Origin of the sequence: Sphingomonas sp. KRR8, assembly GCF_023559245.1 — a bacterium.
Classification (GTDB): Bacteria; Pseudomonadota; Alphaproteobacteria; order Sphingomonadales; family Sphingomonadaceae; genus Sphingomicrobium.
Genome location: NZ_CP097462.1, coordinates 117205 through 131755 on the forward strand (window position 1 = coordinate 117205; position 14551 = coordinate 131755).

The 14551-nt window shown below is 64.9% G+C and carries 17 protein-coding genes; 15 read left to right on the forward strand and 2 right to left on the reverse strand.

The genetic code is table 11. The features are described 5' to 3' along the window. Nucleotides 1–221 precede the first annotated feature (221 nt). Both M8312_RS00520 and M8312_RS00525 read left to right on the forward strand, forming a co-directional pair. A complete protein-coding gene (locus M8312_RS00520) occupies nt 222–1016 on the forward strand; it encodes an arginyltransferase (protein WP_250118456.1) in 795 nt (264 codons plus the stop codon). Between the two features lie 167 nt (nt 1017–1183). Then, complete coding sequence (locus tag M8312_RS00525; protein WP_250118457.1) at nt 1184–2623, forward strand: hypothetical protein; 1440 nt, start codon at nt 1184–1186, stop codon at nt 2621–2623. A 3-nt stretch (nt 2624–2626) separates the two neighbouring features. Here M8312_RS00525 and ctrA read toward each other — a convergent pair whose 3' ends face one another. Then, the gene (gene ctrA, locus M8312_RS00530) at nt 2627–3334 is read right to left on the reverse strand and encodes a response regulator transcription factor CtrA (protein WP_250118458.1); all 708 of its coding nucleotides are present in this window, start codon (nt 3332–3334) and stop codon (nt 2627–2629) included. Nucleotides 3335–3577: 243 nt separating this feature from the next. Between ctrA and M8312_RS00535 the strand changes: the two genes are divergently transcribed. The 5 genes from M8312_RS00535 (at nt 3578) to M8312_RS00555 (ending at nt 6227) form a co-directional block, all read left to right on the forward strand. Beyond that, nucleotides 3578–4258 carry an RluA family pseudouridine synthase gene (locus M8312_RS00535; RefSeq protein WP_250118459.1) on the forward strand — a complete coding sequence of 227 codons (681 nt, stop codon included), beginning with the start codon at nt 3578–3580 and terminating at the stop codon, nt 4256–4258. After that, nucleotides 4258–4668: an alternative ribosome rescue aminoacyl-tRNA hydrolase ArfB gene (gene arfB / locus M8312_RS00540; RefSeq protein WP_250118460.1), complete on the forward strand. Its 411-nt coding sequence runs from the start codon at nt 4258–4260 to the stop codon at nt 4666–4668. The genes M8312_RS00535 and arfB overlap by 1 nt, the downstream gene beginning before the upstream one ends. After that, the gene (msrC, locus tag M8312_RS00545) at nt 4668–5147 is read left to right on the forward strand and encodes a free L-methionine (R)-S-oxide reductase MsrC (protein ID WP_250118461.1); all 480 of its coding nucleotides are present in this window, start codon (nt 4668–4670) and stop codon (nt 5145–5147) included. The genes arfB and msrC overlap by 1 nt, the downstream gene beginning before the upstream one ends. A 77-nt stretch (nt 5148–5224) precedes the next feature. Continuing rightward, complete coding sequence (locus M8312_RS00550) at nt 5225–5659, forward strand: hypothetical protein (protein ID WP_250118462.1); 435 nt, start codon at nt 5225–5227, stop codon at nt 5657–5659. A gap of 10 nt (nt 5660–5669) precedes the next feature. Further along, nucleotides 5670–6227: a hypothetical protein gene (locus M8312_RS00555; RefSeq protein WP_250118463.1), complete on the forward strand. Its 558-nt coding sequence runs from the start codon at nt 5670–5672 to the stop codon at nt 6225–6227. Between the two features lie 18 nt (nt 6228–6245). On the opposite strand, the gene M8312_RS00560 is transcribed toward M8312_RS00555, so the two are convergent. Continuing rightward, a complete protein-coding gene (locus M8312_RS00560) occupies nt 6246–6713 on the reverse strand; it encodes a universal stress protein (protein ID WP_250118464.1) in 468 nt (155 codons plus the stop codon). A 92-nt stretch (nt 6714–6805) separates the two neighbouring features. On the opposite strand from M8312_RS00560, the gene M8312_RS00565 reads away from it, so the two are divergent. The 8 genes from M8312_RS00565 (at nt 6806) to fusA (ending at nt 14533) form a co-directional block, all read left to right on the forward strand. Continuing rightward, nucleotides 6806–8128 (forward strand): pyruvate dehydrogenase complex dihydrolipoamide acetyltransferase, encoded by a 1323-nt coding sequence (locus tag M8312_RS00565; RefSeq protein WP_250119801.1) that lies wholly within the window; start codon nt 6806–6808, stop codon nt 8126–8128. Continuing rightward, nucleotides 8129–8518: an acyl-CoA thioesterase gene (locus M8312_RS00570; protein ID WP_250118465.1), complete on the forward strand. Its 390-nt coding sequence runs from the start codon at nt 8129–8131 to the stop codon at nt 8516–8518. After that, on the forward strand, nt 8511–9926 hold the full coding sequence (gene lpdA / locus M8312_RS00575) for a dihydrolipoyl dehydrogenase (protein WP_250118466.1): 1416 nt from the start codon (nt 8511–8513) through the stop codon (nt 9924–9926). The genes M8312_RS00570 and lpdA overlap by 8 nt, the downstream gene beginning before the upstream one ends. Before the next feature lie 59 nt (nt 9927–9985). Then, nucleotides 9986–10390 (forward strand): cupin domain-containing protein, encoded by a 405-nt coding sequence (locus M8312_RS00580; RefSeq protein ID WP_250118467.1) that lies wholly within the window; start codon nt 9986–9988, stop codon nt 10388–10390. Between the two features lie 56 nt (nt 10391–10446). After that, on the forward strand, nt 10447–11217 hold the full coding sequence (locus M8312_RS00585) for a MerR family transcriptional regulator (protein ID WP_250118468.1): 771 nt from the start codon (nt 10447–10449) through the stop codon (nt 11215–11217). Nucleotides 11218–11466: 249 nt separating this feature from the next. Next, entirely contained in the window at nt 11467–11838 is a 372-nt protein-coding gene (gene rpsL / locus M8312_RS00590) for a 30S ribosomal protein S12 (RefSeq protein ID WP_114227738.1), read from the forward strand. Between the two features lie 60 nt (nt 11839–11898). Further along, nucleotides 11899–12369, forward strand: a complete 471-nt coding sequence (gene rpsG, locus M8312_RS00595) for a 30S ribosomal protein S7 (RefSeq protein WP_250118469.1) — start codon at nt 11899–11901, stop codon at nt 12367–12369. A 70-nt stretch (nt 12370–12439) separates the two neighbouring features. Then, complete coding sequence (fusA, locus tag M8312_RS00600) at nt 12440–14533, forward strand: elongation factor G (protein WP_250118470.1); 2094 nt, start codon at nt 12440–12442, stop codon at nt 14531–14533. Nucleotides 14534–14551 lie beyond the last annotated feature (18 nt).

The following is a 14551-nucleotide window of genomic DNA, read 5'->3' on the forward strand; positions in this document are numbered from 1 at the left end:
GCGGCACTCCGGTCGCGGCCGGAGCCCACGTGCACCGCTCGGCGCTTTTCCGCCCAGATCCCGCTGCTGAGCGGCCTGATTCTCGTTTGCCCGCCGGGCCGATTGCCCCATCACGACACAGGCTTTGTCCTTAACCACGTTCTGGAGGGAGCGCCCCCTTCACATGCGCGTTGGTCCGGCACATAAACACTTTCGTAACTTTTCCCGGAGCCGCCGGACTCGTGAGTGCCCCTTTTCGATTTCCGAAATTCTTCGTCACCTCGCCGAGCCCGTGCCCGTACCTGCCGGGCAAGGTCGAGCGGAAGGTGTTCACGGAGCTGTCGGGCCATCAGGCGGGGGAGCTGAACGAGGCCCTTGGGCGGATCGGATTCCGCCGCTCGCAGTCGGTCGCCTATCGGCCCAGCTGCATCGACTGCAACGCTTGCGTGTCCGTCCGGGTCGACGCCAACGAATTCACGCCCACCCGCACCCAGCGCAAGCTGCTGAAGCGCTATGCCGACCTGGAAGTCACGGCCTGCAAGCCGTGGACCACGGAAGAGCAATATGATCTCCTCCGCCGCTACCTGTCGCAGCGCCATCCGGGCGGCGGCATGGCGGAGATGGACGAGAATGATTTCGCCGACATGGTGGAGCAGACCCCGGTCCGCACCTACGTCGTCGAATATCGCGAGCCGTCGGTTGATGGCACTCCGGGCAAGCTGGTCGGCGCTTGCCTCAGCGACCAGCAGAATGACGGCCTGTCGATGATCTACAGCTTCTACGACGTCGGCCCCGACGCGCGGAAGGGTCTCGGCACCTTCATCATCCTCGACCATATCATTCGCGCTGCACGCGCCGGCCTGCCCTATGTCTATCTGGGCTATTGGGTCGATGGCTCGGATCGCATGGCCTACAAGGCGCAATTCCGGCCGATGGAAAAGCTCGGCCGCGACGGCTGGCACCGGTTTGAACCGCCCGCCCAGGACCATAGCCCGCGCCTCGACCGAGTGCTCCGCCAGCGCGGCCTCAAACTCTAACTACGCCTGAGTCCGGTCGTCCTTGAACAATAGGACTGCGGCTGCTTCCGTCACCCAACTGGTGCGGAGCAGGACGAATCGTGGCGCAGGAACAAGAGCAAGGTGACCGCGCACCCCCCAGGGCAGGGGAAAATGCGCCGGCCGCTGACGCGCCGCACCAGGGAAACTTGGAAACTTCGACGGCGGTGGCGGGGCCGCACCAGGGAAACTTGGAAACTTCGCGGCCCTGGCCCGTGTGGCTCGCGGCGCTCGTCGGGCTGCTGCTGACCGCCGGCGCCTTCTGGCCCGGGATCATGATCGACGATGCGCGCTGGCAGTACCAGCAGTCGGTCGACAATGCTTATGAGGATTGGCACCCGCCGATCATGGCGTGGCTGTGGCGCCAGTTGAGCCTGGTCCTTCCTGGACCGGGGCTCATGCTGGCGCTGCAGCTGCTGCTCGCCTGGGGCGGGATGGCGCTGATCGGCGGCTGGGCCAAGCGTCGCGGCTGGAAGGGCGCGGCGCTTGGTGTGGTCGCCGCTGGCTTTCTGCCGGGTGCGCTAATGCTGATGGGGGCGGTCACCAAGGACTGCCTGATGGCGGGCACCCTGCTTGCCGCCACGGGTCTTCTGCTGTGGCTTCAGGACGTTCGCACTACTCATGCGGGTTGGCTGCTTCGGACCCTGATCTTCGCATTGCTGCTGTTCGCTGCGGCGCTCCGCTTCAACGCCTTCCTCGCCTGCCTGCCACTGGCTCTTGCCGCCGTTCCAGCAAGCTCGCTGGCGAGCTGGCCGCGGCGCATCGGTGCTGCCCTGCTGTTCTCCGCGGCGTTCCTGGCTGTCGGCCCAGCAGTCTCGTCCGCGCTTCACGCCGAGAAGACAGGCGTGCAGCAGTCGCTGATCATCTTCGACCTGGGCGGGATCACCGCCTTCAGCGGGCAGAACGTTTTCCCCGATCTCGGCGTTCGCGATCCGGTCGCCGTCAATGCCCGATGCTACGATCCCTATCAGTGGGATACCTATTCAGACTGGGCCAAGGTGCCGTGCCCGCTCGGCTATGACGCCATCCAGCCGCTGGTGGACGATGAGGACATTGACCCGAAGGCGCTCTGGATCGACGCGATCCGCCATCATCCGCTCGCCTATGCGGAGCACCGCCTCGCGCACTTCAATCAGGCCACCTACTTCCTCATCCGGCACAGCCCCGGGAACACCGGCTGGCTCACGTCCGTCGACAATCCCTGGCATTATCAGGTGACACCCAACCCGGTGCTGGACGCGGTCGGTACCGCGGACAGACTCGTGCTGAAGACGCCGCTTGGCTGGCCGATCATCTGGCTGGCGCTCGCCCTTGCGGCACTGGTGGGGGCCCTGGCACTTCGCGTCCGCGGACCGGCGCTGGCCCTTGCCGCCTCGGCCTTCCTCTACGGGAGCGGCTATCTCCTGGTCGGGGTGGCCACGGGCATGCGCTACCAGCTGTGGACCTGGTTCGCCGCAATCATCGCAGCGCTGTTCGTCTGGGCCGAATGGCGAAACAGCCAGCGCGGTCTCCCACGCTGGCTGCCGATTGCGCTGATTCTATTGGTCCTCGTCCCTGCCGCACTCGGCCTGGGGGCGAGGACAGGATAAGCCTCAGGCAACTGCCGCTTCCGGCAGCTCCGCCTCGTTGGGATCACGCAGCACATAGCCACGGCCCCATACGGTCTCAATGTAATTGTCACCGCCGCAGGCCAGGCTCAACTTCTTGCGCAGCTTGCAGATGAAGACGTCGATGATCTTCAGTTCAGGCTCGTCCATTCCGCCATACAGGTGGTTGAGGAACATTTCCTTGGTGAGCGTCGTGCCCTTGCGGAGCGAGAGCAGCTCCAGCATCGCATATTCCTTGCCGGTCAGGTGGACGCGGTTGGAATCCACTTCGACCGTCTTGGCGTCCAGGTTGACGGCAAGCTTGCCGGTACGGATGACCGATTGGCTGTGCCCCTTGGAGCGGCGGACGATCGCGTGGATGCGGGCGACCAGCTCATCCCGGTGGAATGGCTTGGTGACATAATCGTCGGCGCCAAAGCCCAGCGCGCGGACCTTGGAGTCCATCTCGCCGATGCCCGACAGGATCAGGACCGGAGTGGAGACCTTGGCCGTCCGCAGCTTCTTCAGCACGTCATAGCCGTGCATGTCGGGCAGGTTCAGGTCGAGGAGGATGATGTCGTAATCGTACAGTTTGCCGAGATCGAGGCCCTCTTCCCCGAGATCGGTGGTGTAGACGTTGAACCCTTCGGTGCCGAGCATCAGCTCGATGCTCTTGGCAGTGGTCGGCTCGTCCTCGATCAACAGCACACGCATCTTGATTCCCCCGTTCAGAGGCCCTCGCTCACCTTCCGCTCATCATAGAGCGTTACGTGAGCTTAACGGCCTTGAAGCGTCCATTAACCATTTGGGATTTCGTCCACAAAGGTTAATATCGTATAAATAGCTGGTTTCCCGTGGAATCGTTGCGCGGGAGCATCAGTCCGCACGGACCGTTGAACCCGTTTCGCCCCCGACCAGCGCTTGTTTCCGGCTCCGGCCCATGCCACCCGGCGCACCATGTCCCTGTCCGACCGGATCATCTTCATCGACGCCGAGGCCATGGTGATCGACAAGCCGGCGGGTCTTCCCGTGGACCGGCCGCGCAACGGCGCGCCGAGTGTCGAAAGCCGAATCGATGAGCTGAAGGCCGGCTTCAAGCGCCCGCCTGTCGCCATGCACCGGCTGGACCAGGACACCAGCGGCTGCCTGCTCCTGGCGCGCAATCCCAAGGCCGTGAAGCGCATCCAGGCGAGTTTCGAGGCCGGCGAGGTCCGCAAGTCCTATCTGGCGGTGGTCGCCGGTGAACTGGCGGAGGCGGAAGGGCTGATCGATCTGCCGCTGGCAAAGGTCTCAAGCGCCCGGGACGGCTGGCGAATGGCGGTCGACGAAGGCGGCAAGCCCTCGCGCACCCGCTGGCGTCGCATCGCTGTGGCCGAGGGGCAGTCTCTGGTGGAAATGCGGCCCGAGACCGGCCGGACCCACCAGTTACGGATCCACGCCGCCCGTGGGCTGATGGCGCCGATCGTGGGCGATCCGGTCTATGGCGGGGCGAGCGCGGGCGGCGGGGCGATGGTCGAACCCGGCGCCGGGATGCTGCTCCACGCATGGCGGCTGGCCGTCCCGCGCGAACCGCGCGAGGAGATCGACGTCACCGCATCGGTTCCCGAGCGCTTCGGCCGCTGGCGCGACTTTCTCTGATGCGGCCGGAGGACGTCGTCATTCCGGAGGAGGCGCTGTCCGAACGCTTCCTCGCGGCGACCGGGCCGGGCGGTCAGAACGTCAACAAGGTCGCGACCGCCTGCCAGCTGCGCTGTGACGTGTATCGCCTGCAGCTGCCGCTCCACGCCTATGAGAAGCTGAAGTCGCTGGCCGGGAGCAAGCTAACCACCGGCGGCGAACTGATCATCACCGCGCGCAACTATCGCACGCAGGAGGCCAATCGCGAGGACGCCCGCCGGCGTCTTGCCGAGCTTATCGCCGCTGCCCATGTGCGGCAGGCCAAGCGCCGGCCGACCAGGCCGAGCCGCGCCGCCAGGGCGAAGCGGGTCGACGCCAAGAAAGGCCGGGGCGAGGTAAAGGCCGGACGTGGGAAGGTGAGACTGGACTGATGTACGACTTCAAGATCGCCGCCGCCGACAAGGCCACGCTCTACCGCGACCTGCTGCTCGCGCTCGAAGGGCTGACGACAGGCGAGCCGGACCCGATCGCCAACATGGCAAACGCCGCCGCGGTAATCTGGGAGAGCGTGCCGGACCTCAATTGGGCCGGTTTCTACCGCAACGTGGGCGGCGAGCTCGTGCTCGGGCCATTCCAGGGCCGTGCCGCCTGCATCCGTATCCCGTTCGGCAAGGGCGTCTGTGGCACCGCCGCCGCCGAGCAGACGGTGCAGCGGGTCGATGACGTGAACGCGTTCCCTGGCCACATCGCCTGCGACAGCGCCAGCCAAAGCGAACTGGTGGTGCCCATTGTTCGCGACGGCCACCTCATCGCCGTGCTCGACCTCGACAGTCCGCAAAAAGCCCGCTTCGACGCCGAGGACGAAGCGGGCTTCAAGCAGCTGTGCGAGCTTCTGGCCCGCGTGCTTTGACAAGACCTGTTAACGACGAGTTTTACTAGTTTTGTTAAATTGAACTGTTATGTTGATCGTTACAACAGGGGATCAACATGAAAGCACTCTCGGTGACGGCAGCATTGCTGTCTCTTCTCGTCGCGTCCGCATCCCATGCCCGCGACAGAGAGCCAATGGCAACAAATACTCTTACACAGGGTATGGTTCAGCTCACTCTTAAGGTGGGACAAACGACACAGTACGAGGTCGTGCAAGCCTTTGGTGGTCCGAACATCTCGACAATTGATGGCGAAGGTCGGGAAGTGTGGGTCTACGACCGCCACGCTACCGTGACCTATGACAAGTCGTCCGGTTTCTCCATTGGCATGCTGCTTGGTGCCGGCGGCGGGAACGTCGGTGCGGGCGGAGGCCTTGGGTTTGGATCGTCTAAGTCGCGTTCGGAAAGCAGTTCTAGAACCATGACATTGATCATCAAGTTCGGGCCTGACAAGCGTGTTGTCGACTTCAATTCACGTACAAGTTCTTTTTGAGGGGGAAGTTATGCGTATTAAGTATGTTGGGATTGCCGCTGCTCTAGTGCTCTCTGCCGTGCCAACCGTCACGATGGCCAAGAAGGCGCCCGAACTAAGTGGACTTGAAATGCAGCAATTGCAGGCCAAAGACATCGAGGCACCCAAGTCCGTCGTCTTTCCGGCCGTCATCACAATTCTACAGGACGCAGGGTATCGTATAGCGAGTGCGGACAAGGACACCGGTCTCGTCACCGGGTCCGCGTCCACGAAGTCGAACATGAGCTATAATCTGTTCTTCGGTTTCGGGCGTTCGAAGAAGACTCCTGTCGTATCGGCGTTCGTCGAAGAGCGTGGAAGCGGTTCCCGAGTTCGGTTCAACTTCGTTCTCTCTAAATCGAAGAGCAGCCTCTATGGTATGAACTCTTCTGATGAAGAGCCGATCGTGGACGCAAGGATCTATCAGGATGCTTTCGAACGCTTGAACAAGGAAATCTTCGTTCGGCAATCGTTGGCATCTGCTCCGGCTGCGCCAGTCGCGCCTGCGGCCGTGCCTGCTGCGGCTGCCGCCCCAGGATCCCAGAAGTAAGTAAGCAATCCGGCGGCCTCAGCTGAGCTGCTCCAGCCGCTCATCGCTGAGGCCGCCGGGGATGATCATCACGGGGCAGGGGAGCTTGCCGGCGTCGGGGCCGGTGAAGGCGGCGACCATCACACCGGGCGAGCCGCTCGGAGCCGCGCCGAGCACCAATGCGGCAATGTCGTCGCGGGTGCCGATCAGGCCGCGCACCACCATCACGGGATCGCCGGCCTGGACCATGATCCGCGGCGTGATCCCGGCAGCGTCGACGATCTCGCCGACGGCGCTCGACACGCTGCCCTCGATCCGGAGTCGCTGCTCTTCCTCGATCGCCGCCTGGACACCGCCCCACTGGACGAAGTCCTGCGGTTCGGTGATCGCCAGCACCTCGATCGCGCCCTCCGTCTTCGCCGCGCGGCGCGCCGCGAAGCGCAACGCCTGGCGGGCCTCGGCACTGTCGTCGATCACGACCAGGTAGGTGCGCTTCGGGATGTCCATGGCGGGGCAGCTTAGGGCAAGGGCGCTTGACGGGCAAAGGGGCTTGGTCTTTGAGCAGCCCGATCATCGACCGCTCTCACGCAAGGCTCTCCATGGCGACCGAACTCAAGATGCCCGCCCTGTCTCCCACCATGGAAGAGGGCACGCTGGCCAAGTGGCTGGTGAAGGAAGGCGACTCGGTGAAGAGTGGCGACATCCTGGCCGAGATCGAGACCGACAAGGCGACCATGGAGTTCGAGGCGGTCGACGAGGGCACGGTCGCCAAGATCCTCGTGCCCGAGGGTACGGACGGCGTGAAGGTCGGCACGGCCATCGCGCTGATCGCCGGTGAAGGCGAGGACGTGAGCGCCTCGGCGCCCGCGCCAGCTGCACCCGCACCCGCTCCCGCACCCAAGGCGGAGGCGCCGGCCCCCGCGCCGCAGCCAACGCCAGCGCCCGCCGCAACCGCTCCCGCCCCAGTCGAAACTCCCGCCGCGCCGGCACGGCCAGCGGAAGGCCACGACGGCGGTGACCGGATCAAGGCCAGCCCGCTCGCCCGGCGCCTTGCGCAGGCGCAGGGCATCGACCTTTCCACCCTGAGCGGAAGCGGCCCGGGCGGCCGGATCGTCCGCGCCGACCTCGGCAAGGCTGCCGGCGGCGCCATGGCTCAGCCGCAGCCGGCCGCTCAGCCCAGCGCTGCTCCCGCGACCGAAGCGGCCGTGCCCGCGCAGCTCTTTACGACCGACATCCCGCACGAGGTCGCCAAGCTCTCCAACATGCGCAAGACGATCGCGCGCCGCCTGACCGAGGCCAAGCGCGAGATCCCGCACATCTACCTGACGGTGGACGTGCGCCTGGACGCCCTGCTCAAGCTGCGCGGCGAACTCAACGCCAGCCTGGCGGGACGCGGCGTCAAGCTCAGCGTTAACGACATGCTGATCAAGGCCTTGGCCCTCGCGCTTGAGGCCGTGCCTGAGTGCAACGTCAGCTTCACGCCGGGTGAGCTGATCAAGTACAGCCGGGCCGACATCGCGGTGGCGGTGAGCATCCCGGGCGGCCTGATCACCCCGATCATCAAGGACGCCGCGTCCAAGTCGATGAGCAAGATCAGCACCGAGATGCACGAGCTCGCCGGCCGCGCCAAGGAAGGCAAGCTGGCACCTGAAGAGTATCAGGGCGGCACCGCGTCCATCAGCAACATGGGCATGTACGGCATCAAGCAGTTCGACGCCGTCATCAACCCGCCCCAGGCGATGATCCTCGCGGTCGGCGCAGGCGAGAAGCAGCCCTATGTCGTCGGTGACGAGCTCACCGTCGCCACCGTGATGAGCGTCACCGGCAGCTTCGACCACCGCGCGATCGACGGCGCCGACGGCGCGCGCCTGATGAAGACGCTCAAGGAACTGGTGGAGAACCCGCTGGGGCTGGTGGCGTAAATGCCCGAGGGGCGCACCCCCCTCATCCGCACCACGGCGATGCCGACCGACACCAACCCCTATGGCGGTGTCTTCGGCGGCTGGCTGATGGGCCAGATGGGGCTGGCCTGCGGGTCCTTCGCCTCGCGGCACAGCGCGGGCAAGGCGATCCTGGTCGCGGCGGATGGACTCAGGTTCCCCGGCGCGATGGCGGTGGGGGATGAGCTCAGCGTCTATGTCGAGCTGCTGAAGCAGGGCCGAACCTCGCTGCGGCTCAAGGCCGAGGCGGTCGGGCGGGCGCGGGACGGGGACGCGGAGACCTTGGTGGCGGAGGGGGAGTTCACCTTTGTCGCCCTTGATGAACACAACAGGCCGCGACCGATCGCGGCAGAGGAAGTGACCAATGGCTGAGCAATATGACCTGATCGTCCTCGGCTCCGGGCCGGGCGGCTATGTCGCGGCGATCCGCGCGGCGCAGCTCGGGCTCAAGACCGCCATCGTCGAGCGCGAGAACCTTGGCGGCATCTGCCTCAACTGGGGCTGCATTCCGACCAAGGCGCTGCTCCGCTCGGGCGAGGTCTATCACCACATGAAGCATGCCGAGAGCTTCGGGCTGTCGGCGGGGCAGGTCGGCTTCGACCTCGCCAAGGTGGTGGCGCGCAGCCGGGCGGTGGCCAAGCAGCTCAACCAAGGCGTCGGCCACCTGATGAAGAAGAACAAGATTGCCGTGCACATGGGCACCGGCAAGCTGACGGGCAAAGGCAAACTGCAGGTGACGCTGAACGCCGGCGGCACGGCGGATCTGGAGGCGAAGCACATCATCGTCGCCACCGGCGCCCGGGCGCGCGAACTGCCCTTTGCCCAGTCCGACGGCAAGCGCCTCTGGACCTACCGCCATGCCATGGTCCCGGACTCCATGCCGACGGAGCTGCTGGTGATCGGCTCGGGCGCGATCGGGATCGAGTTCGCCTGCTTCTACAACGACCTCGGCGCCAAGGTGACCGTGGTCGAGATGGTCGACCGGATCGTTCCCGCCGAGGACGCGGACGTCTCCGCCGCGCTGCAGAAGAGCCTCGAGAAGCAGGGAATGACGTTCGTGCTCGGCGCCGGCGTGCAGAGCCTCAAGGCCGATGACACCGGCGTTGCGGCCGAGATCAAGACCAAGGATGGGAAGGTCGCCGCCCAGCGCTTCAGCCACTGCATCGTCGCGGTCGGGATCGTCCACAACATCGAAGGCATCGGTCTCGAACAGCTCGGCGTCGCGACCGAGCGCGGGCGGATCACCATCGACCCTTATGGCCGCACCTCCGTGCCCGGCGTGTGGGCGATCGGCGACGTCACCGGCGCGCCCTGGCTCGCGCACAAGGCCAGCCACGAGGGTATCACCGCCGCCGAAAGCATTGCCAAGGAACTCGGCAACAAGGACGTGCACCCGCACGTGATGGACCCGACGAACATCCCGGGTTGCACCTACTGCCACCCGCAGGTCGCCTCCGTCGGCCTCAGCGAAGCCAAGGCCAAGGAGGCCGGCTATGAGGTCCGCGTCGGCAAGTTCCCGGCGATCGGCAACGGCAAGGCCATCGCGCTCGGAGAAACCGAGGGGTTCATCAAGACCGTGTTCGACGCCAAGACGGGCGAGCTGCTCGGCGCGCACATGATCGGCGCCGAAGTGACCGAGCTCATCCAGGGCTATACGGTCGGCAAGACGGCGGAACTGGTGGAGGAGGATTTCATCAATACCATCTACCCGCACCCGACCCTGTCCGAGATGATGCACGAGAGCGTCCTCGCCGCCTATCACCGGGTGCTGCACATCTAGGGGAACGAGCGCGCAGCACGGCGGGTTTGTAGATGGGATACTGACGACGGAGACGACCCATGAAGCGCGGCTTTTGCGACGACCTCGAAGAACTGACCATCGCCAACAACGACTTCCGCCGCGTGCTCTACACGGGCGAGCACCTGCAGCTCGTGCTCATGAGCCTCGCGGTCGGTGAGGAGATCGGCGAGGAAGTGCACGAGGACCGCGACCAGTTCTTCCGCTTCGAGGAAGGCGAGGGCGTGGTCGTCATCGACGGCAAGGAAAATGCCGTTAAGGAGGACATGGCTGTCATCGTCCCCGCCGGCGCCCGCCACAATGTGAAGAACACCACCGACGAGCCGCTGCAATTCTACACGCTCTACGGTCCGCCCGATCACAAGGACAAGACCGTCCACAAAGACAAGGCGCAAGCGCAGCGTGACCACGACAATGACGAGTGGGACGGCAAGACCACCGAATAAAGGCAGCGCATTTTCCCGCTTGAAGTTGACCTAACGTCAAGCGCTACAGCGGTGCCATGACCGCACCGCTCGACATCCGCGACGTTGCCCGCCGCACCGGGCTCACCAGCCGTGCGCTCCGCTTCTATGAGTCGCGCGGTCTGGTGACGCCCTTGCGCACCCACAGCGGCCGCCGGCTCTACGGAACCGCCGAGCTCGAGCAGCTCAACCGGGTGCTGGCGCTCAAGCGCGCCGGCCTCACCCTGGCCCAGATCGAGAAGCTGACCAGGGGCAAGAGCCTTCCGCTTGCCGCGCTCATCGAGGCGCAACTGGCGGTCATCGCCGAGCGCACAGTGGAGCTCGCCAGGGCGCGGGCGCTACTGCTCTCCATCAAGTCACGCATCGACCGCGGCGAGCCCGTCGACGCCGAGACCTTCTGCTCGCTCATCCGACATGAGGAACTGACCATGAGCAAGGAACAATGGGATCAGCTGTCCGACCGCTACCTCACCGACGAGCAGAAGGCGGACTTCGCGGCCAGTCAGCAACAGGTCCCGGCCGACTTCGACCAAGCCGCGTACAGCGCCAAGTGGGCCGCCCTCGGCCAGCGTGCCAAGGCCGCCATTCCGTTCGGCGCCGACAGCCCGGAGGCGCAGGCAATCTATGACGAGTGGCAGGAGCTGCTGGCACCCTTCAAGGCCGTGGCAACGCCCGGAATGATGGCGGGCGTCACCACCATGTACGAGAAGATGGACGAGTGGCAATCCGAGCCGAACGCGCCTTTTCCCGGCTTCGACGCCGACACCTTCCGCTTCATCCAGGAAGTGGGACGCAGTCGGCGCGGCTGAGTGGCGGCGGCGGGCGGGGCCGCCATGCGCCGCCCGCTTGCCTGCGCCGTTGACCTGAGCCCGGGCGCTCTGTATTGGGCCGCTCGTCCGCGCCGCCTGGCGAGTCATTGCCGATGGGGCGGACAGAGCTGAACATTGTGCTGTTTCAATCCGCGAGACGGCCGGCGACCCTTGGGTCAGCCGGCCTTCGCGCTTGAAGGGTACAAAGTAACCGCCGGGTCTTCCGGCACTGTAAAGGTGAAGGGCTTCATGCCAACGATCAACCAGCTGATCCGCAAGGGTCGCGAGCCGCAGAAGGCCAAGTCCAAGGTCCCTGCGATGGAGCAGAACCCGCAAAAGCGCGGCGTCTGCACCCGTGTCTACACCACGACCCCGAAGAAGCCGAACTCGGCGCTGCGCAAGGTGGCCAAGGTCCGCCTGACCAACAGCCGCGAAGTCATCAGCTACATTCCGGGTGAGGGCCACAACCTGCAGGAGCACAGCGTCGTGCTGATCCGCGGCGGCCGTGTGCGCGACCTTCCGGGTGTGCGCTATCACGTGCTTCGCGGCGTGCTCGACACGCAGGGCGTGAAGGACCGCAAGCAGAGCCGTTCCAAGTACGGCGCCAAGCGGCCCAAGTAAGCTGATCGTTGGCCGCGCCGCGATCAGACGCAGGCGCGCCGCTCAAGAAGGAATAATCCTATGTCCCGTCGTCGTCGCCCAGAGAAGCGCGAGATCCTCCCCGATCCGAAGTTCGGGGACATCACGCTGTCCAAGTTCATGAATTCCGTCATGCTCGACGGCAAGAAGTCGGTCGCCGAGAGCATCGTTTATGGCGCGCTCGACAATGTCGAAGCTCGCTTGAAGCGTCAGCCGCTGGACGTGTTCCACGAGGCGCTCAACAATGTCCGTCCGGGCATCGAGGTCCGCAGCCGCCGTGTCGGCGGTGCGACCTACCAGGTGCCGGTCGAGGTCCGTGACGTCCGCGCGCAGGCGCTGGCGATCCGCTGGCTGATCACCGCCGCGCGCTCGCGCTCGGAAAAGACCATGGCCGGCCGCCTCTCGGGTGAGTTGATGGACGCCGCGCAGAACCGCGGCAACGCCGTCAAGAAGCGCGAAGACACGCACCGCATGGCCGAAGCGAACCGCGCCTTCAGCCACTACCGCTGGTAAAAACCATACCTATATTGTGGGGGAGCGGGCGCTTGGCCTGCCCCCCACATCGCTAAGGAAGATCACGATCATGGCCCGCAGCCATCCGCTCGACCGTTACCGCAATATCGGCATCATGGCGCACATCGACGCCGGCAAGACGACGACGACCGAGCGCATCCTTTATTACACCGGCAAGTCCTACAAGATCGGCGAAGTCCATGAGGGCACCGCCACCATGGACTGGATGGAGCAGGAGCAGGAGCGCGGGATCACGATCACGTCCGCGGCGACCACTTGTGTGTGGCGCGCCGAAGAGGGCAAGGGCGAAGAGCACCGCATCAACATCATCGACACGCCGGGCCACGTCGACTTCACCATCGAGGTCGAGCGGTCGCTGCGCGTGCTCGACGGCGCGGTAGCCTGTTTCGACGGCGTAGCCGGCGTCGAGCCGCAGTCGGAAACCGTGTGGCGCCAGGCTGACAAGTACGGCGTGCCGCGGATGTGCTTCGTCAACAAGCTCGACCGCACCGGCGCGAACTTCGAGTTCTGCGTCCAGTCGATCATCGATCGCCTGGGTGCGCGTCCGGCCGTTCTGTATCTCCCGATCGGCATCGAGGGCGGGTTCAAGGGCCTGGTCGACCTGGTCGAGAACCGCGCGATCATCTGGCTCGAGGAGAGCCTCGGCGCGAAGTTCGAATATCAGGAGATCCCCGAGGACCTCGCCGACAAGGCCGCCGAAGCGCGCATGAACCTCATCGAGCTTGCCGTGGAGCAGGACGATGCGGCCATGGAAGCGTATCTTGAGGGCACCGAGCCGGATACGGCAACGCTGAAGGCGCTGATCCGCAAGGGCACGCTCAACATGTCGTTCGTGCCCGTGGTCTGCGGTTCGGCGTTCAAGAACAAGGGCGTTCAGCCCCTGCTCGACGCGGTGGTCGACTATCTGCCGAGCCCGCTCGACGTCCCGGCCATCAAGGGTATCCTGCCCAACGGCAGCGAGGACACGCGTCCGTCGGACGACAAGGCGCCGTTCGCCGCGCTGGCGTTCAAGATCATGAACGATCCGTTCGTCGGTACGCTGACCTTCGCTCGCATCTACTCGGGCACGCTCGAGACCGCGAGCCAGGTGACCAACAGCGTCAAGGACAAGAAGGAAAAGGTCGGCCGCATGCTGCTGATGCATGCGAACGAGCGTGAGGACATCCAGATTGCCTACGCCGGCGATATCGTCGCTCTGGCGGGCCTGAAGGACACCACCACTGGTGACACGCTGTGCGCCATCAATGCTCCGATCATCCTCGAGCGGATGGAGTTCCCCGAGCCGGTGATCGAGCTGTCGGTGGAACCGAAGACCAAGGCCGACCAGGAGAAGATGGGCGTGGCGCTCAATCGCCTGGCGCGCGAGGACCCGTCCTTCCGCGTGTCGTCGGACCATGAGTCGGGCCAGACCATCATCAAGGGGATGGGCGAGCTTCACCTCGAGATCCTGGTCGACCGCATGAAGCGTGAGTTCAAGGTCGAGGCCAACGTCGGCGCGCCGCAGGTCGCTTATCGCGAATATCTCGGCAAGCCGGTTGAGCTCACCTACACCCACAAGAAGCAGTCGGGTGGTTCGGGTCAGTTCGGCGAAGTGAAGGTCAAGGTCGTTCCCGGCGAGCGTGGTTCGGGCTTCCAGTTCTTCGACGAGGTCAAGGGCGGCAATATTCCCAAGGAATATATCCCCTCGGTCGAGAAGGGCATGCGCGAGACCGCGGAGACCGGTTCGCTGATCGGCTTCCCGATCATCGACTTCGCGGTGCACCTGATCGACGGCAAGTACCACGACGTGGACTCCTCGGCGCTTGCGTTCGAGATCTGCGCCCGCGGTGCGATGCGCGAAGCCGCGCAGAAGGCCGGGATCAAGCTGCTCGAGCCGATCATGAAGGTCGAGGTCGTCACTCCCGAGGATTATCTCGGCGACGTCATCGGCGATCTGAACTCGCGGCGTGGGCAGATCCAGGGCACCGACACGCGGGGCAATGCCCAGGCGGTCGAGGCTCAGGTTCCGCTGGCGAACATGTTCGGATACGTGAACCAGCTGCGCTCGTTCACGCAGGGCCGGGCGCAGTACACCATGCAGTTCTCGCATTATGACGAGGTTCCGCAGAACGTGGCGGACGAGGTCAAGGCGAAGCTGGCGTAACCGATTTTTTGACGCTAA